This window comes from Streptomyces sp. NPDC058092, assembly GCF_042884935.1.
Classification (GTDB): Bacteria; Actinomycetota; Actinomycetes; order Streptomycetales; family Streptomycetaceae; genus Streptomyces.
In genome coordinates, this window is record NZ_JBHVSY010000001.1 from 175,771 (window position 1) to 197,233 (window position 21,463).

At 70.4% G+C, this 21,463-nt stretch carries 20 protein-coding genes and 4 pseudogenes; 12 read left to right on the top strand and 12 right to left on the bottom strand.

Features of this window, described 5'->3' with window-relative positions; translation table 11 throughout:
• Positions 1–197: 197 nt before the first annotated feature.
• Positions 198–1,937 carry an Ig-like domain repeat protein gene (locus ACFVV1_RS00890; protein WP_389982470.1) on the top strand — a complete coding sequence of 580 codons (1,740 nt, stop codon included), beginning with the start codon at positions 198–200 and terminating at the stop codon, positions 1,935–1,937.
• Between the two features lie 133 nt (positions 1,938–2,070).
• Here ACFVV1_RS00890 and ACFVV1_RS00895 read toward each other — a convergent pair whose 3' ends face one another.
• Both ACFVV1_RS00895 and ACFVV1_RS00900 read right to left on the bottom strand, forming a co-directional pair.
• Positions 2,071–2,478, bottom strand: coding sequence for a hypothetical protein (locus ACFVV1_RS00895; RefSeq protein WP_389982473.1), 408 nt, complete (start codon positions 2,476–2,478; stop codon positions 2,071–2,073).
• 103 nt (positions 2,479–2,581) lie between these two features.
• Positions 2,582–3,793, bottom strand: coding sequence for a pyridoxal phosphate-dependent aminotransferase (locus tag ACFVV1_RS00900; RefSeq protein WP_389982476.1), 1,212 nt, complete (start codon positions 3,791–3,793; stop codon positions 2,582–2,584).
• Between the two features lie 536 nt (positions 3,794–4,329).
• On the opposite strand from ACFVV1_RS00900, the gene ACFVV1_RS00905 reads away from it, so the two are divergent.
• Entirely contained in the window at positions 4,330–4,509 is a 180-nt protein-coding gene (locus ACFVV1_RS00905; RefSeq protein ID WP_389982479.1) for a hypothetical protein, read from the top strand.
• A 91-nt stretch (positions 4,510–4,600) separates the two neighbouring features.
• On the opposite strand, the gene ACFVV1_RS00910 is transcribed toward ACFVV1_RS00905, so the two are convergent.
• Positions 4,601–5,491, bottom strand: coding sequence for an NAD(P)-dependent oxidoreductase (locus ACFVV1_RS00910; RefSeq protein WP_389982482.1), 891 nt, complete (start codon positions 5,489–5,491; stop codon positions 4,601–4,603).
• A gap of 96 nt (positions 5,492–5,587) precedes the next feature.
• Between ACFVV1_RS00910 and ACFVV1_RS00915 the strand changes: the two genes are divergently transcribed.
• The gene (locus ACFVV1_RS00915; protein WP_389982484.1) at positions 5,588–5,935 is read left to right on the top strand and encodes a winged helix-turn-helix transcriptional regulator; all 348 of its coding nucleotides are present in this window, start codon (positions 5,588–5,590) and stop codon (positions 5,933–5,935) included.
• Between the two features lie 13 nt (positions 5,936–5,948).
• Here the strand turns inward: ACFVV1_RS00915 and ACFVV1_RS00920 are convergent, their stop codons facing one another.
• Positions 5,949–6,161, bottom strand: coding sequence for a DUF4287 domain-containing protein (locus tag ACFVV1_RS00920; RefSeq protein ID WP_389982487.1), 213 nt, complete (start codon positions 6,159–6,161; stop codon positions 5,949–5,951).
• A gap of 219 nt (positions 6,162–6,380) precedes the next feature.
• On the opposite strand from ACFVV1_RS00920, the pseudogene ACFVV1_RS00925 reads away from it, so the two are divergent.
• Positions 6,381–6,578, top strand: a pseudogene (locus ACFVV1_RS00925) (DUF3626 domain-containing protein); the annotation flags it as partial.
• On the opposite strand, the gene ACFVV1_RS00930 reads toward ACFVV1_RS00925, so the two are convergent.
• Both ACFVV1_RS00930 and ACFVV1_RS00935 read right to left on the bottom strand, forming a co-directional pair.
• The gene (locus tag ACFVV1_RS00930; protein ID WP_389982490.1) at positions 6,576–6,812 is read right to left on the bottom strand and encodes a helix-turn-helix domain-containing protein; all 237 of its coding nucleotides are present in this window, start codon (positions 6,810–6,812) and stop codon (positions 6,576–6,578) included. The pseudogene ACFVV1_RS00925 and the gene ACFVV1_RS00930 sit on opposite strands and share 3 nt — an antisense overlap.
• Complete coding sequence (locus ACFVV1_RS00935) at positions 6,812–7,444, bottom strand: hypothetical protein (protein ID WP_389982493.1); 633 nt, start codon at positions 7,442–7,444, stop codon at positions 6,812–6,814. Before ACFVV1_RS00935 ends, ACFVV1_RS00930 begins: the two co-directional genes overlap by 1 nt.
• 323 nt (positions 7,445–7,767) lie before the next feature.
• On the opposite strand from ACFVV1_RS00935, the gene ACFVV1_RS00940 reads away from it, so the two are divergent.
• A complete protein-coding gene (locus ACFVV1_RS00940) occupies positions 7,768–8,634 on the top strand; it encodes a serine protease (protein ID WP_389982496.1) in 867 nt (288 codons plus the stop codon).
• A 64-nt stretch (positions 8,635–8,698) separates the two neighbouring features.
• Here ACFVV1_RS00940 and ACFVV1_RS00945 read toward each other — a convergent pair whose 3' ends face one another.
• Complete coding sequence (locus ACFVV1_RS00945) at positions 8,699–9,520, bottom strand: TetR/AcrR family transcriptional regulator (RefSeq protein ID WP_389982499.1); 822 nt, start codon at positions 9,518–9,520, stop codon at positions 8,699–8,701.
• A gap of 84 nt (positions 9,521–9,604) precedes the next feature.
• On the opposite strand from ACFVV1_RS00945, the gene ACFVV1_RS00950 reads away from it, so the two are divergent.
• Positions 9,605–10,456 carry a siderophore-interacting protein gene (locus tag ACFVV1_RS00950; RefSeq protein ID WP_389982502.1) on the top strand — a complete coding sequence of 284 codons (852 nt, stop codon included), beginning with the start codon at positions 9,605–9,607 and terminating at the stop codon, positions 10,454–10,456.
• Here ACFVV1_RS00950 and ACFVV1_RS00955 read toward each other — a convergent pair.
• On the bottom strand, positions 10,451–12,085 hold the full coding sequence (locus tag ACFVV1_RS00955) for an amidohydrolase family protein (RefSeq protein WP_389982505.1): 1,635 nt from the start codon (positions 12,083–12,085) through the stop codon (positions 10,451–10,453). The two genes, ACFVV1_RS00950 and ACFVV1_RS00955, sit on opposite strands and share 6 nt — an antisense overlap.
• A gap of 87 nt (positions 12,086–12,172) precedes the next feature.
• The gene (locus ACFVV1_RS00960) at positions 12,173–13,531 is read right to left on the bottom strand and encodes an alanine racemase (protein WP_389982508.1); all 1,359 of its coding nucleotides are present in this window, start codon (positions 13,529–13,531) and stop codon (positions 12,173–12,175) included.
• 235 nt (positions 13,532–13,766) lie between these two features.
• Here ACFVV1_RS00960 and ACFVV1_RS00965 point away from each other — a divergent pair, with 235 nt between their 5' ends.
• The 4 genes and pseudogenes from ACFVV1_RS00965 to ACFVV1_RS00980 form a co-directional block, all read left to right on the top strand.
• On the top strand, positions 13,767–14,834 hold the full coding sequence (locus tag ACFVV1_RS00965) for a sugar kinase (RefSeq protein WP_389982511.1): 1,068 nt from the start codon (positions 13,767–13,769) through the stop codon (positions 14,832–14,834).
• Between the two features lie 73 nt (positions 14,835–14,907).
• The gene (locus tag ACFVV1_RS00970; protein ID WP_389982514.1) at positions 14,908–15,666 is read left to right on the top strand and encodes an IclR family transcriptional regulator; all 759 of its coding nucleotides are present in this window, start codon (positions 14,908–14,910) and stop codon (positions 15,664–15,666) included.
• A gap of 6 nt (positions 15,667–15,672) precedes the next feature.
• Positions 15,673–16,083, top strand: coding sequence for a RidA family protein (locus ACFVV1_RS00975; protein ID WP_362206908.1), 411 nt, complete (start codon positions 15,673–15,675; stop codon positions 16,081–16,083).
• A gap of 90 nt (positions 16,084–16,173) precedes the next feature.
• Positions 16,174–16,688: pseudogene (locus tag ACFVV1_RS00980) on the top strand (GntP family permease); the annotation flags it as partial.
• 5 nt (positions 16,689–16,693) lie between these two features.
• On the opposite strand, the pseudogene ACFVV1_RS00985 reads toward ACFVV1_RS00980, so the two are convergent.
• Positions 16,694–18,361, bottom strand: a pseudogene (locus ACFVV1_RS00985) (IS200/IS605 family accessory protein TnpB-related protein).
• Between the two features lie 164 nt (positions 18,362–18,525).
• Here ACFVV1_RS00985 and ACFVV1_RS00990 point away from each other — a divergent pair.
• A pseudogene (locus ACFVV1_RS00990) lies at positions 18,526–18,685 on the top strand (GntP family permease); the annotation flags it as partial.
• A 663-nt stretch (positions 18,686–19,348) separates the two neighbouring features.
• On the opposite strand, the gene ACFVV1_RS00995 reads toward ACFVV1_RS00990, so the two are convergent.
• Entirely contained in the window at positions 19,349–20,014 is a 666-nt protein-coding gene (locus ACFVV1_RS00995) for an SDR family NAD(P)-dependent oxidoreductase (RefSeq protein ID WP_389982517.1), read from the bottom strand.
• Between the two features lie 74 nt (positions 20,015–20,088).
• Positions 20,089–20,616, bottom strand: coding sequence for a MarR family winged helix-turn-helix transcriptional regulator (locus ACFVV1_RS01000; protein WP_389982520.1), 528 nt, complete (start codon positions 20,614–20,616; stop codon positions 20,089–20,091).
• Between the two features lie 117 nt (positions 20,617–20,733).
• Between ACFVV1_RS01000 and ACFVV1_RS01005 the strand changes: the two genes are divergently transcribed.
• On the top strand, positions 20,734–21,108 hold the full coding sequence (locus tag ACFVV1_RS01005) for a DoxX family protein (RefSeq protein WP_389982523.1): 375 nt from the start codon (positions 20,734–20,736) through the stop codon (positions 21,106–21,108).
• Positions 21,109–21,463 lie beyond the last annotated feature (355 nt).

Consider the following 21,463-nt stretch of genomic DNA (forward strand, 5'->3'; position numbering starts at 1 on the left):
GCCGCGGTACGGCCCCCGGAATCCCCTCACGGTTCCGGGGGTCGCCCTTTTCCCGTCCCCTTTTCCGTCCCTTTTGCGGAGAGCGTCCAGACTTCGCCGTTCGCTTGCGCGCAACACCTCCACAACGCTTCGATGCTCCTTCGCATCGCCTCCGGCCGAGCCGGCCGGAGGGCCGACCGGGCCTGTGGGGGACTCAGTTGAACAAGATCCGGCACCATGGACGCATCACGGCGACGCTGGCCGCGCTGACACTCACCACCGCGGGACTCACCGCCCTCGCCCCACCCGTCGCCCACGCTGCCGACGGCCCCGTGGCCGGCGACACCGTGGCCAAGCTCCCGATCTCCTCGTACTCGGCCATGGTCGTCGACTCGGTGCACGAACGGGTCTACGTCACGGACGACCGCAGGGACCGGACCGCGAACCACATCCACGTCTACAACTTCGAGGGGCAGAAGGTCGGTTCGCTGCCCATCGAAACCGCTCCGTCCGGGATGGCCCTCAGTACCGACAGCGGGACGCTCTATGTCTCGCAGGCCCCGGGGATCCTCGCGTTCGACACCGTGACACAGCAGCGCACCGGCTTCACCATCGCCTCGTACGACGTGGGCTGCCCGCGCGATGTCGCCTTCGCGGGCGGCAAGGTATGGCACACCGAGACGCCGTACTACTCGGGCTGCGACACGAACCAGAGCTGGCTGTACGGCACGAGCGGCACCCGGTCCGTCGACACCGGCTGGAACGCCGCGGGCCGGCTGCGGCTGACGAGCGGCCCCGAGGTGCCCGACCGTGTGGTCATGGCACAGGCACCCAGCACGAAGGAGCCGAACCCGTTCCTCACCACGTTCGACGCGAGCGGCGACACGCTCGTACGCGGCCCGGAGCGCCGGTTCGCGGACAGCGAGGGCAAGGGCGCGCTCGACCTGAGGGACGTCGCCCAGTCCGCCGACGGCCGCCGGATCGCCGTCGCCGACGCGGCCCACGGCACCCGGCTCCTGGACGCCGCCGACCTGTCCGACGCGCCGACCGCGTACCCGCCGCTGCCCGAAGGGGCCAAGGCGTCCGCGGTCGCCTTCAGCGGCGACGGCACGTACATCGCGCGGGGTTCCGCCGCGACCGGGTCCACCCCCGACCTGCTGGTGCAGCCCGCGGACCCGGCCGACGCCACGGCTCCGCTGGAGTTCGCCTTCGAGGGCGCGCTCGACGGGGACCGGATCGCGCCGCGCGGGCTCGGCTGGTCGAAGGACGGGAAGCGCCTCTTCGCCGTCACCACCAACGCGTACGGCAGCGAGTACTGGCTGCATGTCATCCAGCCCCCGGCCGCCCAGTTCGACTCCCGCTTCACCGGCGCACTCTCCACCACCCCGGGGCAGCCCGTCGTCGGCGAACCCCTCGGCATCCGGGGCCGGTTGGAGCTGGACGGACCCGCGCCCGCCGAGCCGGTCAGGGTGTCGGCGGTACGGCACGACGCGAACGGCGACCGTAAGCTCGCCCCCGTCGAGGTCGACGCCGACGGTTCGTTCACCGTTCTCGACGTCCCGTCGCTGGTCGGCGACGCCACCTACACCGTCTCCTTCACCGGCGACATCACCCACCGCCCGGCCGAGGACAGCACCCTCTCCGTCGCGGTCGCCAAGGCCGCGACCACCCTTGAGCTCAAGGCCCCCGCGGAGGCGACGAAGAGCGAGGGCCTGACGATCAACGGCACCCTGACCGGCCGGGGCCGCGCCCTTCCCGCCGGGATCACCCTCTCCGTCCAGCGCACCGACAGAAAGGGCACCGGCACGCTGACCTCGGCGGCCGTCGCGGCCGACGGCACCTTCACGGTCAACGACCTGCCCCGGGCCACGGGCCAGGTGACGTACGAGGTCGGCTACGCCGGCGACGCCCTGCACAGCGCGTCGACGGCGTCGGCGACGGTACGGGTCCGCAACTGACGGCACCGTCCCGCTCGAAAAGGAACGGCGGTCCGGGCCATCGCCCGGACCGCCGCCCCGTCGCACTACTCGTACCGGACCCGGATGGGTGGCACCCGGTCCACGCGCCTCGACGGCCCGTGGACCGGGGCCGTCAGAGGGCGCCGACCAGTCGCGGCGAGGCGGCGGGGGCGGTGGCGGCGATTGCCGCCGTGTGGGCGTCCATGCGCTCGGCCGCGAGAATCGCGACGGCCGTGTCGGCGCGGGACGCGGCGACCACCAGCGCGCGGCCCGCGAGGGCGTGGGCGCGGTGCTGGAGCGTGAGCGCGGGTGCATCGGTGCGACCGGCGTGCCGGGCGGGCGGCGCACCGCGCAGCCTGGCCACCTGCTCGGCGATACGGTCGCCCGCCACGCCGAGGTCCAGCTCGTCGGTGACCGCGAGGAGTGCGGCCAGGTGTCCGGCGAGCTGGATGTCCAGCTCCTCCTCGCGGGAACGGTGCGGGAAGTCGTCGGCATGGTCGGCCGGTGTGTGGACCGATTTGGTGCGGATCGGTTCGTACATGGATGGCCTCCTGGTGTTGCTGTGGAACCATCCTAGCTTGGATTCTGTCTAAAGTTATCCGCAATCGATTCCGAGAGGGGTGCTCGACCGTAGCGGCCGGCCGCTACGGCTGGCCGTACCCGTCCAGGAAGTGCGCGATCCGGGTCACCGCATCCGTCAGATCCTCGGTCGACGGCAGCGTCACGACACGGAAGTGGTCGGGCTCCGGCCAGTTGAACCCCGTACCGTGCACGACCATGATCTTCTCGGCCCGCAGCAGGTCGAGGACCATCTGCCGGTCGTCCTTGATCTTGTAGACCTTGGGGTCGAGCCGCGGGAAGAGATACAGCGCCCCCTTCGGCTTCACACAGGTCACGCCGGGAATCTGCGTGAGCAGGTCGTACGCGACATCCCGCTGCTCCAGGATCCGCCCGCCCGGCAGCACCAGATCGTTGATCGACTGCCGCCCGCCGAGCGCGGTGGCCACGGCGTGCTGCGACGGCATATTGGCGCAGAGCCGCATGTTGGCGAGGATCGTCAGCCCCTCGATGTACGAGGAGGCGTGCGCCTTCGGACCGCAGACCGCCAGCCACCCCGAGCGGTATCCGGCCACCCGGTAGTTCTTGGAGAGCCCGTTGAAGGTGAGCACCATCAGATCGGGCGCGATCGTCGCGGTCGGCGTGTGGGTCGCTCCGTCGTACAGGATCCGGTCGTAGATCTCGTCGGAGCAGACGACCAGGTTGTGGCGCCGGGCGATCTCCGTCAGCCCGCGCAGCATCTCGTCGTCGTAGACAGCGCCCGTCGGGTTGTTCGGGTTGATGATCACGATCGCCTTGGTGCGGTCGGTGATCTTCCGCTCGATGTCGGCGAGGTCCGGCATCCAGTCGGCCTGCTCGTCGCACCGGTAGTGCACGGCCGTACCGCCGGCCAGCGACACCGAGGCGGTCCACAGCGGATAGTCCGGCGCCGGTACGAGGACCTCGTCGCCGTCGTCGAGCAGCGCCTGCATCGACATCTGGATCAGCTCCGAGACGCCGTTGCCCAGGTAGATGTCCTCGACGTCGAGATCGATGCCCTTGGTCTGGTAGTGCTGCATCACCGCCCGCCGCGCCGACAGCAGCCCCTTCGCGTCGCCGTAGCCGTGCGCCCCGGAGAGGTTGCGCAGTATGTCTTCGAGAATCTCGGGCGGGCACTCGAACCCGAACGCGGCAGGGTTGCCGGTGTTCAGCTTGAGGATGCGATGACCGGCCGCTTCCAGCCGCATCGCCTCCTCAAGCACGGGGCCCCGGATTTCGTAACAGACATTGGCGAGCTTCGTGGACTGGATGACCTGCATGTCTGGGAGCTTACGACCGCGTTTCACGGGCCGCCCGGGCTTTGCCCTCCGGTTGCCCCACCCGGGTACTCCCGACGTCCCGCCCCGGCTTCCATCTCCATGCACCCACCACCCCCGAACCGTGGGAACGCCGGTCGGGGGCGGGGGCCGGGCTTGGAATGGGCCGGAACGGGGGCGTGACGGACTCGGCCGGGTGAGATGCGCCACGTCAGCGGCGGTGTTCGGAGCGTGACGTATTGCCTCGCCGCCGGGTTGACCGTCGTATGAACAAGCCTTACGACTTCGAGGTCGAGCCGGAGGTGCGGGCGTGCACGAGCAGAGCCGGATCGACCGTGCTGTCCGCGCCCAGAAAGTCTGCGAGAGCGCGCATCATGAACCGGCGACCGCGATGTACGAGAGGAAGGTGTGATGGCCGGACAGCACAGTCGCTGGATCCCCTCGGACCTCCGGACGGTGATCCGGAACGGATCGCCATTCGTGAGGCCCTGGCCTTCGGTAAAGCCCTCTACGACCGCCGAACCGCACTCGGGCTCAGTGTGGCCGAGCTGGCCCTGCGAACCGGCATGGACGAGGACGACATCGAATGCATCGAAGAGGGCGGGACAGCGCCGATACTCGAACTGCTGAGGAGTCTCGCGGCCGCCCTGGACGCGGACGTGCGCCTCACTCCCGGCCGTGATCTCGGATCGCTCTGGTTCGAAGCGCACGCGGCCTGAACGGGTGACGTATGGGCGCGGAATGCTCGATGAGCGTCCGCGCCGGTACGAAGTCCGATTGCTTCGGATGTCTTGCCCCGACCGTAAGCAATCAGGTGGCTCGAAGGGCCAGCAGGTCCACCGCACCCGTTGTGCTCTCGTTGCCCCGCCCGTCCGCGAGGAGACGTTCCAGCAGGGCCAGGTACGGCGTCAGCAACTCGTCGCTGACTCCCTGTTCCTCGGCCGTGCGCAGGAGTGTGGCGCTGCCCGCGACCTGCATGGCGAGGTTGGACACGACCCCTTGTGTGTAGTCGTCTTCGGCCAGCTGGGCGGCGGCCGCGTGCACGGAGGGCGTCATGGCGACGAGCCAGTCGGCGAGCAGCGGGGCGAAGGCCGTCGGCTCGATGTTCTCCTTGCGGATCAGGGCGAACGCGTGCGCGACGCCGGCGAACATCCCGTACATCGCACTCAGCAGAGCCACATCGTGCAGGGCGGCGAAGCCGGCGTCCTCGCCGACGTAGGAGGTGCCGGCCGGTACGGCCAGGACGGCGCGGTGGGCGTCGAAGAGGGCGCGGGAGCCGCTGTAGAAGACGTAGGCCCCGGAGCCCGGGGCGCCGATCATCGGCGGGACCGCCATGATCCCGCCGTCCAGGAATCGGGCCCCGCGCTCGCGGGCCCGGGCGGCGCGGGCCCGGGCCTGGGCGGGGGTGGACGTGGTGAGGTCGACCAGATCCTTTCCGGCCAGGTCGATGCCGGTCAGGGTCTCGTCGACCGAGGCGTCGTCGAGCAGGCAGACGACGACGAGCCCGCTCGCCGCCACCGCCTCGGCCACGGTCCCGGCCACGGTCGCCCCCGCGGCGGCGAGCGGTTCGGCACGGCCCGGACCGCGGTTCCAGACGGTGAGCGGATGCCCGGCGGCGAGCCAGGCGCGGGCGAGCGCGGTGCCCATGGCACCGAGCCCGAGGAGAGTGAGCGGCGACTTCTCAAAGGCGTTGTCAGTCATGCCGATTAGGCTTGCGGCAGGCCCGGAAGTGATCAAGTACGCACTTCGAAGTGGGTGGTTGCCGCCAGGTGAGCGAGCAGGTGGGAGGGGTGCACCATGGGGACCGTACGGAGGCCGGGGGCGTACGTCTGCGGGATCGACGCGGCGATGGATGTGATCGGCGGCAAGTGGAAGGTGCTGATCCTCTGGGCGCTCAACGAACAGGTGTGCCGTTTCGGCGAGTTGCGCAGGATGGTGCCCGGCATCACGGAGAAGGTGCTCACGTCACATCTGCGGGAGCTGGAGGAGGACGGCATCGTGCACCGGGAGGTGCATGCGGAGGTGCCGCCGCGCGTCGAGTATGCGCTGACCCCGCTGGGCGTCGGACTCAACGAGGCGCTGGGGCCGCTCGGCGCCTGGGGGAGGGAGAACATCCTCGTGGACGCCGAGCGGCCGCTGCCCTGACGGTCGGGTGCCGTTACTTGCTCTTGTCCTCGGCGAGCGTGTGCGCGACCAGGGCGTTGGCGTGCCCGTGGCCCAGGCCGTGCTCGGACTTGAGCCAGTTGACGATCTCCGTGTGCTTGGTCAGCGGCGAGGACCGGATGAGGTCCTTCCACTCCGCTACCGGGCGGCCGTACTTCTTCTCGATCGACGGGAAATAGCTGGCAGGGCCCTTCACTGCATCAGTCATGGCGGGCATTCTGCCATCGCCGACGGTGATCGTCCGGGCGATATTCGACGGCCGGCCGGCCGGCCGTGCCTCCGGCGGCACACCGCGCTCCGGCACACCGCGCTCCGGCACACCGCGCTCCGGCACACCGCGCTCCGGCACACCGCGCTCCGGCACACCGCGCTCCGGCACACCGCGCCGGTGAACGCAGCCCCTTCCTCGTTGCCGCAGGTACGAGCCCTGAGCCATGTCGAGTCCCGGTCCGCGGGCAGGCCGCTCGACGCCGCCCTGCCCCTGACGCTGAACTTCCACCCCGACCGGATGGCGGACGGCCGGCCGATCCTGGTCCGGCCGGCCGAGGACGGTGTCTACCGCTCGCAGTTCAGCAACGGCGGCCTGACCGCGCACCCGGGCGGCGACCGGTGGCGCGGCCCCTCATCCGCCCGTGGGCCGGTAGCTGAGAAGATCGCCCGGCTGGCACTCCAGCACCTCGCAGATGCGGGTGAGGGTCGTGAAGCGGATGGCCTTGGCGCGGCCGTTCTTGAGGACAGACAGATTGACATTGGTCACGCCCACCCGGGAGGCCAACTCGGCCAGTGTCATGCCCCGTTCGGCGAGGAGGCGGTCCAGGTGCACCTCGATGGCGTGGCCGTCCTCGGCATCGGGTGACATCAGACGGTTCCTTCGAGGTCCTCGCGCATGGTGACGCCGGCCCGCACGATCCGCGCGAAGGTGAGCAGTCCGAGCGCGGCGAGTATCGCCAGGTACGGGGGTGTCCAGGTGCTGAGCCAAGCACCGGGGGAGAAGGGGGTCAAGTGGGTGAGAGTCGCGCTCAGCGCCGCCCTGGCGTTGGCCTCGATGATGCCGGCGGCGAGACTGCCGCACAGCAGCCACCAGCCGAGCCGCCGCAGTCGTTGTGCGGTCAGCCGGTGGTGGACCCCGTCCCGCGCCGCCCCGCGGAGCAGTCTGCTGAGCAGCAACAGTCCACCTATCAGCAGCACGAAGGACGGCAGCGAACCGAGCGCGTCGAGGAACCGCTGGTAGGTGCTGCCCGGCGAGGCGCAGTACCGGGGGATCGTCATGACGTCCACACCTGCTCGGGCGTCGAACACGGCGGCGGTCTCGCCGGACCCGACGGAGATCGAGTCCGCGGTGACGCAGACGCCCCCACCGCTCCAGCCCAGATGGACGCCCGTGTCGAACAGGCTGAGGATGAACCAGCCCACGAGGAGGCCGGTCAGCAGACGCAGGACGCCCGATACGACGGTGGAGAGAGGTTCGAGCAGCTTCGAGTCCTCGGTCACGACAGCCTCCAGTTATCGATAATCGATGTTATCGAAAAACGATACACGCCACCTCCTGCCGAGAAAAGCCCCCCACGGAAGATCCTGCGCGCCGCGGTGTGGCGCCGCGCCGCGTGAGTCGTGGATGGGTGTCGTCCGAGGCGGCACCGCGCTGTCCGCCGGGGTCGGGCGGCCCGACACCGGAGCCGCCCGACATCGCGCGGCTTGAAAGCACCCCTTGTGGGGGTCCCTCCCGTGCGCCAACATGCGCATGTCAAAACCGAAGGAACTTCGGTTTCAGGGGCCATCGGGGCCCCGGACAGGTCACCGGAGGGGACCCCCACATGAAGAAGCCTCTCGTCGGCGCGCTTTTCACCGTTCTGCTCCTCGGGGTGGGAATCGCACCCGCGACCGCGACCGCGGCCGCCGGCCACGACGCGGCAGCGACCGGCACGGTCAAGGCGCAGATCAAGGCCAAGGCGGTCAACTTCGCCGGAACCGTGGCGCTCAGCAACTGTTCCGGCTCCGTCGTCCGTACGCCCGACTCCCAGCCCAGCGACCCCGCGCTCGTGCTCTCCAACGGGCACTGCATGGAGTCGGGCTTCCCGGGACCGGGCAAGGTGGTGTTCGACCAGCCGTCCACCCGTAGCTTCACCCTGCTGAACGCCGCCGGCAGCGGAGTCGGCACCCTGCGGGCAAGCAAGATCGCGTACGGGACGATGACCGACACCGACATATCGGTGTACCAACTCACCCGCACCTACGCGCAGATCGAGAGCAGCTACGGCATCAAGGCGCTGGAGCTCAACGCCGCGCATCCGGTGCAGGGCACCGCGATCACCGTCGTCTCCGGCTACTGGAAGCGCACGTACGCCTGCAATGTGGACGGCTTCGTCTACCGCCTCAAGGAGGGTGCGTGGACCTGGAAGGACTCGGTCCGCTACACCTCTGCCTGCCAGACCATCGGAGGTACGTCCGGCTCCCCGGTGATCGACAACGCCACCGGCAAGGTCGTCGCCGTCAACAACACCGGCAACGAGGACGGCCAGCAGTGCACGGACAACAATCCGTGCGAGGTCGACGAGAGCGGCAATGTGACGGTGCGCCAGGGCATCAACTACGCCCAGGAGACCTACGGCATCGTGCCGTGCATCGGCACCGGCAACAAGTTCGACCTCAGCCGGCCCGGGTGTGCCCTGCCCAAGCCGTGAGCGTGTGAGACCCGTCGCCGCCGCGACGCCCATCGGGTGTCGCGGCGGCGACGCGCTCGTCGGCTCAGTGCGTGCCCGTGCGGCGGATCGCCGCCTCGATCCCGTCGAGCAGTACGTCGAGTCCGACGGCGAGCGTCTGCCGCGCCTCGCGTTCCAGGTACGGCAGCGCATCGACGTCGGGGGTGGGCGACGGCGGCTGCGGGGCGGCTGCGCTCTCCATGGCGCTCAGGCTCGGGTAACGGTCCGCGAAGTCGGGTGCCACCTCGCCCAGCAGTGCCGAGCGGGCGAACCACCACTCCTCGTCCGACTCGCCCGTCACCGCCGCGGCCTGCCGTGCCTCGGCGACCGTCCCGGCGCAGCCGCGGACGAAGTGGGTCAGTGTGCCGACCAGCCGCCGCAGGAGCGGGGCGTCGAGCCCGGTCCCGTTCAGCAGGCGTACGAGTGTGTCGAGGGCGGCGTACTCGTGCGGGCCGAGGACCGGGCGGGCCTGGGAGACCTGGAGCACCCAGGGGTGGCGGAGGTGGAAGGAGAGGGTGTCGCGCGCCCAACCGGTCAGCCCGGTACGCCAGGTGACGGCATCGGTGTACTGGGTGGGCAGCTCGGCGTGGACCGCGTCGTACATCAGGTCCAGCAGCTCGCTCTTGCCGGGGACGTACGTGTAGAGCGCCATCGCCGTCCGGCCCAGCCGCTCGCCCACCGCGCGCATCGAGAGCGCGGCCATGCCGTCCTCGTCGGCGACGGCGATCGCGGCGGTCACGATCGCGTCCACGCTCAGCCCCGGCCTGGGGCCCGGACCGGGCGCGCGGCGTGGCCGCTCCGGCTGTTCGGCGCGCCACAGCAGGGACATGGAACGGTGGGCGTCGCCCTGTCCCGCGAAGACCACCACTTGCGACTCCTTACGCCATAAAGTAACTTCGCCGAGGTAATTCCTTATGGCGTAAAGTATCAGTCGCAGAGAGTGGGTGCCGCGATGGGGCAGGCGTTGCCCGTGTCGTATGTACGGGTCGTGGGCGTGGAGCGGATCACCCCGCGTACCGCCCGGGTGACCTTCGCCGGGGACGCGTTGGCGGAGCTCATGGAGGACCGGCCCGACCAGCAGATGAAGCTCTGCTTCCCGAGGGAGGGGCAGGAGGCGCCCCGGCTGCCGGAGCCGGACGTCGACGACACGTACGGCATGCGGTGGTACGAGGCGTACCTCGCGATCCCCGAGCCCGAACGCCCGCTGATGCGGAGCTTCACCGTTCGGGCGTTCGACCGCCGACTGGGCCTGATGACGGTCGACTTCGTGCTCCACGGCGACGAAGGACCCGCCGCCCGCTGGGGCCGGGCCGCGCGCCTTGGGGACGTCCTCGGCATGGTCGGCCCGTCGTCGATGTACGCCAGGCCGCTGCCCGCCGCCGACTGGCTGCTGCTGGCCGGGGACGAGACGGCGCTCCCGGCGATCGGGACGCTCCTGGAATCCCTCCCGGCGGGGGCGCGGGCGGTGGTGTACGCGGAGGTCGCCGACGAGGCGGAGGAGCGGGTGCTCGACTCGCCCGGCGAGGTGACCGTCCACTGGGTGCGCCGGGACCGGGGTGAGACGTTGACGGACGCGGTACGGGTCGCCGAGCTGCCCGCAGGTGCCGGTGCCGCGTGGCTGGCCGGTGAGGCGGGTGCGGTACGGGCCCTGCGCCGCCACCTGGTCGAGGAGCGCGGACTGCCCCGGGCCGCCGTGGAGTTCAGCGGCTACTGGCGCGCCAGCCTGAGTCAGGACGACGCCCCGACCGAGGAGGACCTGGCCTGGGCGAAGGAGCGGGCGGCGGAGGGGACGGAGACCTCATAGGCCCTGGACGCGGCCCGCTCCCCGTACCGCCCGGCCCGCCAGTGCCTGGGTCCGGTGGCCGTCCTCGATGACGAAGCGGCCGTCGATCAGGACGTGCGGGATGCCGGCCGGCAGCGTGCGCGGTGCCTCGAACGTCGAGCCCGCTGCCACGGTCGCCGGGTCGAAGAGGACCAGGTCCGCGCGGTAGCCCTCGCGGACGTACCCCCGGTCGGCCAGGCGCAGCCGCCGCGCCGGGCGGGAAGTGAGGTGGGCGACGCACTCCTCCAGTGACAGGATGCCCAACTCCCGTACGTACCGGCCGAGATACTGGGGGAACGTGCCGTACGCGCGCGGGTGCGGCTTGTCACCCTGGAGGATGCCGTCGCTGCCACCGGTGTGCACCCGGTGGCGCATGATCTGCCGGACGTTCTCCTCGTGGCCCACGTGCTGGAGGATCGTGGAGCCGAGCCGGTCCTCGACGAGCAGCCGGCGGGCGGTCACCCAGGGCGCCTCGCCGCGCAGGCGGGCGGACTCCGCCACTGTGCGGCCGACATGTCCGGCGAGGGAGGGCACGCTCACGCCCGAGATCTCGATCGTGTCCCACTCGATCGGCACGCCGTGGCAGCCGTCCGAGCCCAGAACCTCCAGGTGGTGCCGGATCCGCTCCGCCGTCGCGTCGTCCGCGAGCCGGGTGAGGACCGCCTCGGGGCCGCCCTCGCCCGCCCAGCTCGGCAGCATCGCGACGAGGGTCGTGCAGCCGGGGGTGTACGGGTAGGTGTCGAGGGAGATGTCGGCGCCCGCGTCGAGGGCGTCGTCGAGCAGGGCGAGGAGCTCCGGCGCCCTGTCCTTGTTCACCCCGAAGTTCATGGTGGCGTGGGCGAGATGGAGGGCGCAGCCCGCGTTCCTGGTGAGCTGCACCATCTCCTCGTACGCGCCGAGCGCGCCCGCCCCGTACGAGCGGTGGTGCGGGCAGTAGTAGCCGCCGTACCGGGCCACCACCCGGCACAGTTCGGTGAGTTCGGCGTCGTCCGCGTACATGCCGGGGGTGTACGTGAGGCCGGAGGACATGCCGACCGCGCCGTCCGCCATGCCCTGGGCGACGAGTTCCTTCATCCGGGTCAGCTCGGCGTCGGTGGCCGGACGGTCCTCCCAGCCCATCGCGTACATCCGGACCGTGCCCTGCGGGACGAGGTAGGCGGCGTTGACCGCGATGCCCTGGCCGCCGAAGCCGCGGTCGAGACGGTCCAGGTATTCGCCGACCGTGCGCCAGTCGAGGTCGAGGTCGAGGTCGGAGCCGTCGCCGTTCCAGCCGGTGATCGTCTTCCGTACCTCGGCGAGCGTACGGTCGTCGACCGGGGCGTACGACAGGCCGTCCTGGCCGAGGACTTCGAGCGTCACGCCCTGGGCGGCCTTGGCGCTGTGGTCGGGGTCACGGAGCAGCGCGAGATCGCTGTGCGCGTGCATGTCGACGAAGCCGGGGGAGAGGGCGAGCCCGTCGGCGTCGAGGACGCGGCGGGCGGTGGGGCGCGGGCCCGGGGCGTGTTCGGGGTGTATCCCGACGATCCGGCCGTCGCCGATGGCCACGTCGGCGCGGCGGGCGGGGGCGCCGGTGCCGTCGATGACGTCGGCGTTGCGGATGACCAGGTCCATGGGGGGCTCCAAATCAAGCCCCTCCGGCGATTGAGGAGCGGGGGTCCGGGGGCCGAGCCCCCGGACACGGGAAGGGACGGGCAGGCGTCAGAAGAACGTGCGGATGTAGTCCGTGACCGTGCCGTCCGCCGCCACCAGCGGAATCAGCTGCCACTTGTCGAAGCTCGTGCACGGATGCGACAGGCCCATCCCCACCCAGTCGCCCACCTCCAGCTCCGCGCCCGGCTCCGTACGTACCCACGTGTGCTGGTCCGACAGGCCGCTGACCGTGACACCCGTCGCGGGCCGGACCGTGCCGTCGCGGCCGGACCGGACGACCTGTGCCTGCGGGAGGTCGAGGTCGTACGCCGCGTCCCGCTTGCCCGCGTTGAGGAACGCCTGCTCGGGGGAGGGCCGGGAGACCACCTGGGCCCAGAGCCGGAAGGCGGGCTGCAGGGCACCCTCCTCCGGGACGCGGTTGAACGGGGTGAGATGGCGGTAATGGACGTCGTCGTGCGAGACGTACGCCCCCGAGCGCAGCAGCTTGAGCACCGCACCGGAGAGGTCCGGGACGTCCGCGAACACGTCCGCCACCGCGTCGAACCACGCGCTGCCGCCCGCGCTGATCACGATCTCCTCGCCGGCCGCCACCGACGCCGCGAACCTGCCCGCGCGATCGAAGCCGACGGCCAGCGCCACGAGCCGGCGCAGCCACTCCCGTACCCGCTCGCCGGACGCCTCGGGCACCTCGCCCTCGTAACCGGCCACGCCCACCAGACGCAGCGTCCCGGTCGCGGCCACCGCGTCGGCGACCGCCGCGCAGTCGGCCTCGGTGCGGGCACCGGTACGCGCGCCCTCGCCCGCGCCCAGCTCCACGACGACGTCGACCGGGCGGGAGGCGCCCGCCGCCCGCAGCGCCTCGTCCATCAGCTCCACGCCGCGCACCGAGTCCACGTAGCAGATGAAGCGGAAGTCCGGGTCGCGGTCCAGCTCACCGGCCAGCCAGCGCAGGGCCACGGCGTCGACGAGCTCGTTGGCGAGGAAGATCCGTCGGATCCCGTACGCCCGGTAGACCCGCGCCTGGTGCGGCACGGCGGCGGTGATGCCCCAGGCGCCGTACGCCAGCTGGCGGGCGAAGAGCTGCGGGGACATGGACGTCTTGCCGTGCGGGGCGAAGGCCAGCCCGTGGCGCTCCGCGTACGTCTCCAGAAGGGCGAGATTGTGCTCGACCGACTCGGCGGACAGGGCGAGCACCGGGGTGGTGAAGCCGCCGGTGAAGAGACTGCGCCGCTCGGCGGCGAGGGCGCCGACGGTCAGGCCCTCCGCGTCGGGCGGGAGCGCCTTGAAGCGGTGGTCGACCAGCTCGTCGGCAAGTCCGGCCGCACGTTCGGCCACGGGACGGTCGGCGGCCAAGGGGGCCTCCTCGATCGAAGTGTCGTTGCAGCATATGCAACACCCATTGCGCATATTGCTTGAGGCTGTCTAACATCCGAGCCGACGCCGGGTCAATGCCCAGTGCCGTGACCGGCGAAGCTTGCCGGGCGCCGGAACCGGTGCCGAGTCGGTGCCGGAGCCGGAACTGGTGCCGGTGCCGAGTCGGTGCCGGAGTCGGTGTTGAGCCGGTGTCGAACCGGTGCCGCCCCACTGAACTGAACCGCTGTCCCGCATCACCGAACCCGCCGACCCCCGCGAGGAGCCCCGAGTGTCCGGAACCCCGGCCAGGACCGCCGACGCCGACACGGCCACCGATGTCGTGTGCCTCGGCGAGTCCATGGTGACGTTCCTGCCGTCGCAGCCCGGACGCCTCGCCGACGTACCCTCCTTCGGCCGCGGTATCGGCGGCGCCGAGTCCAACGTCGCCTGCGCGCTCGCCGCGGCCGGGCACCGGGCGGCCTGGGTCGGCCGGGTTGGCACGGACGGGTTCGGGGACCACCTCGTCGAGACGATCGCCGGGTACGGGGTCGACACCTCCGCCGTGCGGCGCGACCCGGCGCGGCCCACCGGGATCTACTTCCGTACGGCGACGGACCGGGCCACCGACGTGCACGAGGTCGCGTACTACCGGGCCGGGTCCGCGGCGTCCGCGATGTCCCCGGACAACGTCCCGTGCGAGGCCCTGTTCGCGGGCCGTGTCCTGCACCTGTCCGGCATCACGGCGGCGCTCTCCGCCGACTGCCTGGCGCTGCTGCGCGACCTGACGGCCCCGCGTCCCGGCCGCCCGCTCGTCTCCTTCGACGTCAACCACCGGCCGGGGCTGTGGCGGGACGCCGACGCGGCTCCCGAGGTGCTCCTGGACCTGGCGCGCCGCTCCGACCTCGTCTTCGTCGGCGAGGACGAGGCGGAGGAGGCGTGGGGGGTGTGCGGGGCGGAGGCGATTCGTGCGGTGCTGCCGGAGCCGGGGGTGCTGGTCGTGAAGCGGGGGGCCGAGGGGGCGACGGTGTTCTCGGGGCTCCGCTCCTCGAACGCCGCAGGGGCTGACACCGTCACCACCGTCCCCGCCCTCCACGTCGACGTCGTCGCCCCCGTCGGCGCCGGCGACGCCTTCGCCGCCGGGTTCCTCTCCGCCACCCTCCGCGACCTCCCCGTACGCGACCGCGTCCGGCACGGCCACCTCATGGCCGCCGCCGTCCTCACCGTTCCCGGCGATCTCACCGCCCCTCCGGCCCGCGCGCACGCCGACGCCCTTGCCGCACTGGACGACGAAGCCTGGGGGAGACTTCGTCTCGGCCCCGGGTGGACGGGGGACGACCAGGAGGTACGTACGACGTGAGCGAGCGCAGCGAGCGAACAGACAAGAGGGACGTCCCGGGCGAAGACCGGGCCGAGGGCAGCGAGGCACGCGTATGAGTCAGACCGTCGACCGGGCGCTGAGCATCCTGCCGCTCCTCGCCGAGGGGCCCGCCGACCTCGGACAGGTCGCCGAGCGGCTCGGCGTCCACAAGTCCACCGCGCTGCGTCTGCTCCGTACGCTCCACGAGCACGGGCTCGTCTACCGCCAGCAGGACCAGCGCTACCGCCTCGGCGCCCGCCTCTTCGCGCTCGCGCAGGAGGCCGTCGAGAACCTCGACGTACGCGAGATCGCCCACCCCCACCTCGTCGAACTCAACGAGAGCTGCGGCCACACCGTGCATCTCGCGGTGTACGAGGAGCACGAGGTCCTCTACATCGACAAGGTCGACAGCCGCTACCCGGTCCGGATGTACTCGCGGATCGGGAAGCCCGTCGCGATCACCGTCGCCGCCGTCGCGAAACTGCTCCTCGCCGACCTCACCGAGCCCGAGCGGCGCGCCATCGCCGAGAAGCTCGACTACCCCATGTACACGTCCCGTTCGATCCCGAACGCCGGTGCGTTCCTCAAGGAACTCGCCGTCGTCCGCGAACAGGGCTGGGCCACCGACCTCGGTGGCCACGAGGAGTCCATCAACTGCATCGGCGCCCCCATCCGGGGCGCGGACGGGCGGGTCGTCGCCGCGATGTCGGTCTCCGCACCCAATGTCGTCGTCACGGCCGAGGAACTCCTCACCCTGCTCCCCCTGCTGCGCCGCACCGCCGACACCATCAGCCGGGAGTACTCCGGCACCAACCCACCCAAGAAAGCCTGAACAGCCATGACCGAGAAGATCGCCCTCACCCCGAGCACCCACACCACCCCGCCCGCGAAGTTCTCGCACGGGGTGAAGAAGGGGAACATCCTCCAGGTCGCCGGCCAGGTCGGCTTCCTCCCCGCCGTGGAGGGCCAGGCCCCGACCCCCGCCGGTCCGACGCTGCGCGAGCAGACCCTCCAGACCTTCGCCAACGTCAAGGCGATCCTGGAGGAGGGCGGCGCGAGCTGGGACGACGTGATGATGATGCGCGTGTACCTCACGGACGTGGACCACTTCGCCGAGATGAACGAGATCTACAACACCTACTTCGGCGAGCAGAACCTGAAGGCGGCCCCCGCCGCCCGTACGACGGTCTACGTCGGCCTCCCCAAGGGCCTGCTCATCGAGATCGACGCGCTCGCGGTCCTCGGCTGATCCAGCTGATCCACTTGCCGCACCCGCTTCACCGCACCACCGCGCACGGCACGGCGCCCCGCACCACGGGAGCGCCGTGCCGCGCTCCCCCTCGGCCATGTCGCGATCACCATCGGCCTCGGCACGATTCTCGAAGTGTCCGGCGGCGCCGAGGTGTTGAGCGCCCGCCTGCTGAACCTCTTCGGCGAGAAGCGTAGCCTGGCTCGCCATGGGCCTGAACGGCCTCATTTTCGGCATCCCGGTCTTCTTCGACGTTGGTATTTTCGTCCTCGCGCCGATCGTGTACGCCGCCGTCAAGGGCTCCGGCAAGTCGATCCTGCTCTACGCGATGCCGTTGCTGGCGGGCCTCTCGATGACCCACGCCTTCCTGCCGCCGCACCCGGGTCCGGTCGCCGCCGGACTCTTCCTCCCTCGGCTGGGTCATCCTGATGGGCGCCGTCGTCGGCATCCCGTCCGTACTCGCCGCCTGGGGCTACAAGCCGGTCGCGCTCTCCACCGTGCTCACTATCACCGGCACTCCGCTGGTGCTGATTCTCGCCGCGACGTTCTCCTCCATCGCGCTGGATCCCTCCACCTTCCGCTCCGTCATCGAGTTCTTCGGCAACCGTTCCTAACCAGTACACATGAGTGAGTCCTGGACCCACTGATGTGTACTGGGCGCATCCCGAACGGTTTTGGATGCGCTGGGTTGCCGCTTTCGCGTCCCGTTCGGTAACGGCTCTCCAGGGAGCCGGTCCGTTGCGGGCGGGCGGGTTCCCTCACGCGCTCGGGTGCCTGGTGGGGCCTGGGCGGTCCGATGCCCCGCACGATCACTCCGGTCGTGTGGGGGCGGTGCCGTCCTTCCCCAAGCTCTCAACTACGTTCGAGCAGGGGATACCGCATCCCGGACCGGGTGTCCGAGGGCGCGTCGTCCGATCGCGATGCCGGCGGCATCATGACGGGACATTCTGCGGTGCGGGGTGGCCAGTGGCTTCTGCCAGTGCTGGGCACCCCACATGCTGGTGTAGGCGGGATCGACCGCGACAATGCTCAGGCCCTGTTCGGCGGCCATGGAAACGAGCCGGGCCTTGAGTTTGCCGGTCGGGATGCCGGAGATCAGCTGCCGGAACCGCTTTTTGCGGCCATGTTTCTCGCGGGTCTTCTCGGCGGTGAAGTCGAGGTCTTCGATGCCGATTGCGGCGACCCCGACGTGCTTGGCCCAGTTGATGAGGCGGGTCAGTGCGTGGCGGATCTGGGCGTCGCGGTGCGTGGTGGTGCCGGACAGGTCGTAGGGGAAGCGGTGCGGGTTGCCGATGGGGTTGCCGTGTGGGTCGAGGTGGTAGGCGGCGAAGTGGTCGGCGTTGGTGTCGACACCGATCACGCCGAGGGCGCGTGCGGCCTCCAACGGGATGGTCTGGACGATGGGGCGTTGCCAGGACGCGGTGAGGTACCAGCGGCGACGGTCCACGTCGAGGTGGATGCGGTAGGCGACGGCCCGGTTCGCCTCGGTGCGGTCGGCCCACTCCTGGCCCCGGTGCGCGAAGCCGATACGGGTGGCGAGGATGTACCGGCCGTGCTTGGCGTTGGCCAGGTGGGCCAGCGGGGCGGGCAGCTTGATGGACACTTCACCGTCCGGGGTGACGCGGATTGTCTCGTTCCCGAACCGCTTCCCGGACTCGCCGTCGGCGGCGATGAACCAGCGTTCCGCTTCCCAGCGTTCCCGCCACTGCTCCTCGGTGAGCCGGGCGTCGGCGAGGTGATGGCGGGTGTTCAGGAGACGTCTGCCGCCCCGCACGACCCGCACCCGTCCGGCCTGCCAGTAACGGACCGCGGCAGCATGTCGCGCTTCCAGCCCCGCGAGACGGCGGGACTTCTGGAACCACTCACCCTTGGAACGGTAACCGCCCCCGGCCCGCTTCGTTCCTCGCTCGCCGATGGGGAGGGACAGGCGGTGCCGCAGCGTCCTGATCCCGGCCTCCAGCGTCTGGATGTGCGCGGCCTGGCAACGGCGCGCGAGCGCCCACTGATCGTGCGTGGCCTTGGTGATCGCACCCGCGATCCGCGACGACGACTGTGCCGTCAGGTCCCGCTTACGCGACGCCCAGCTGTCCGCGCCGTGCTCCAGACCATCCGCACAGCGAACCTTGAGATCACGGGAAGCGAGCGCGCCCTGATACGCGCCGACCGCACGCAGGACCTTCTCGTCCTGGGGCGTGAGGTCCTTGAGACGGTCCCGGACCGCCACCCCGCAAGGCCCCGGGACCACGAAGGGCGCCGCCAACTCCCGCAAACCACCCACCACAACACCCCCTCCCACCAGGCCAGGCACCTGCCACCCAGCCCAACGAGCAGCAACCGCCAAGGTCACCCATTCGGCCCCAGAACCCCCGTTCCCACCCCCGCACACCCACTGACAGGACTCACTCCCGCTCACTTCAGTGCAGCAAACCCGCAGCAGCTCGCAACCCCTTCGTCGCCCTGACGATGGCGCTGCTGCTCGCGTACTACCTGCTGGGGATCCGCCGCGGCTGGTCCCGGAAGCCCCTCGAATCGGTCTCCACTTCATCCCTCAAGCCGGTCGGCAACATCCTGCCTGTCGTCGGCGCGGGCGGCTCGATCGGTCGCGCATGCCGGCTTCGCCCTGTTCGCGGTAGCGGTCGGCCCATCGCTTTGCGGTGGTGGGTGGGGCATGGGGGTTTTCTGGTTTTGCGTGGGGAAGCGCGGGTTTGTGAGATTTCGGACGGTGAAACAGGGAAACCCGCGCGCAGGTCGGCCTGTTGAGGGCCATAGGCGCGCGGGTTGGGACTTGGGATGGTGCGGTGTCAGGCTCCGGTGAGCCTGCGGGAGGCGTCCATGAGGTGCTGAGTGGTCGTGGCGTCCAGAGTGATCGGGGTGCGCTGTTCGAAGCGACCGGCCTTGCCCCAGTAGAGGGGGGGTGCCAGTCGTCGCGCCGGGTGGCTTCGACGACGTTGTGCGCGGAGGTTTCGACGGAGTCGAAGAGGATCGGTCCGAGGAGCTTGGCGCCGGCCCGCATGTACCAGGGGGCGATGCGCAGGATGTCGGTCTTGGCGGTGCCCGCGTTGACGACGCCTGCGGCGAAGCCAGGTTCGGTGCGGGTGAGGTGTGCGGCGTAGTGGTGGTTGGCGAGTTGGATCGGCTTGCGGTCGTGACCGAAGTCGAAGGGCGCGAACTCGGGGAACTGGGCGAAGTCGGCGTCGCCCGGTGGGCGGGACGGCTGAGTCAATGTCGGCGTGGATCGGTGGCCGTCCGTAGTCGGCGTGCTGGGTCAGGCGCCGATGAAGTGCTCGGCCTGGTCGCGGCTGGTGTGGAGGGCCCAGTAGTCGAGGGCGATCTCGTCGGGCGAGCGGTAGGGGACGCCTTCCGGGGCTTCGGTGCCGATCACGAGGTTGATGGCCACGTTGGCCGCGTAGATGCCCTGGTCGGCGAGGGCGTTGTGGAGGTTGATCGCCCAGTTCCGCTGGCCCGCCTGGGCGATGTTGGCGGTGGCGAGCATCGGGTACGGGTTGATCGCGCCGCCGCCGGTGGTGAACACCAGGGTGCCGGATCCGGCCTCAAGCATCCCGGGCAGCACCGCCTGAACCGCGGCGACCGCCCCGTACAGGAGGCTGTCGATCTGCGGCCGCAGGGTGTCGATGGTCACCTCCTTGGGCGACGTCATGGACAGGCCCGCGTGCGGGGAGAACTCCAGGACGTCGATCTGCCCGAACCGCGCGATCGCGGTCTTGAGCGCACCGGTGAGCTGGGCGGGGTCGGCGACGTCAGCGGGAAAGCCTTCCGCGGTGATCCCGTTCTCGGTGAGTTCGGCGACCAGGGAGTCGAGCTTGTCCTTGGTACGGGAGATCAGGGCGACGTCGAAGCCATGGCCGCCGAAGACCTTGGCGATGGACAGACCCAGACCCGGGCCGGCTCCGACGATGGCGATGGTGGGCATACGTACTCCTTGACGAGGGGGTGGTGCGGTCCCGGCCGGTCGGCCGGGCGAAGACGACGGGGCGTGCGCGGGGGTCAGTCCCGGTCGGTCGGCGGGGTGGCGCCGGGCGGTGCCCAGTCGGTGGGACACGGCGCCTGCAGGGCGCCGAGGATGCGCTGCGAGACAGCACCGAGCTGACGCTGCTGCGCTTTGGTCAGCGGGTCGAAGACCAGGCGCCGCACCGCGTCGACATGGCCGGGGGCCGCGGCGGCGACCTTGTCCATGCCGTCGTCGGTGAGGGTGGCCAGGGTGGCGCGACCGTCGGAGGGGTCGGGATGGCGGCGCACCCAGCCGCGCTTTTCCAGACGGATAACCACGTTGGACAGCCTGGAGAGCGTGCTTCCGGCGTACTGGGCCAGCTCACTCATCCGCAGGGTGCGCTCCGGCGCCATCGACAGCGCGGACATCACCACGTAGTCGAAGTGGGCAATGCCCACGTCCCGCTGAATCTGCGCCTCCAGCGCCGCAGGCAGCTGGGTCAGTACATAGGCGAATGCGTACCACTGCTGCTGCTCGTCGGCGTCGAGCCAACGCGGCTCAGTGGTCTCCCGTTCCTCTTCCATACCCCCAACATACTCCAAGCGTGGAGCAAAAAGCCAAGCCGTTTACTCTTAGCTTGAAGTGAGAAGAAGCTATGGTTAGTCCAACCTTGAAGTTACTGGATGAAGTGGTGTGGACCGATGAACGTCTTCTTGTGGATCGTCGCGGGTGTGCTGGCGGCCGTGTTCCTACTGGCTGGGGCGATGAAGCTCAGCCGCCCGCTGCAGCAGCTGGCCGCCTCCGGACTGGGCTGGGCCGAGGACTTCAGTGCCGGACTAGTCAAGCTCATCGGCGCAGTCGAAGTCCTCGCCGCTCTCGGGCTGATCCTCCCGCCGCTCGTCGGCGTCGCGGAGACCCTGACCCCGGTGGCCGCCACCGGACTCGTAGCGCTGATGACCGGCGCGGCCGTCACCCACGGCCGCCGCAAAGAGTTCCAGATGATCACCGTCAACGTCGTCCTGCTGGCACTAGCGGCCGTGGTCGCCTGGGGCCGCTTCGGCCCGCACGCCTTCTAGCGCCCGGCCCCGTCGCCCGCCCGGTGCGGCGCGCGGGGACGCGCCGTTCCATGCCCCGAGGCGGAAGATCACCAGTCCGCTGTGAACGCGGACCAGGAACCGAGAAGGAAGCACACGATGCCCCCTGAGGAAAACGCCGGCGTCATCGCCATCTCCCGAGGCCCCGTCGTACCGCCGCGCTGCCCAGCAGCGCGGCGGCACGACACTTCACAACGGACGCACAGCATCTGGCCCGACTCGCGCACCGACCAGCACATTACGAACAAGCCTCAGCCGCCGTCGGTCGCCGTTCCTAACCTCCGTGGATAGAACATCTAGAGACCTTTAATGGCGGGGGTTACGGCGGTATGAAGTT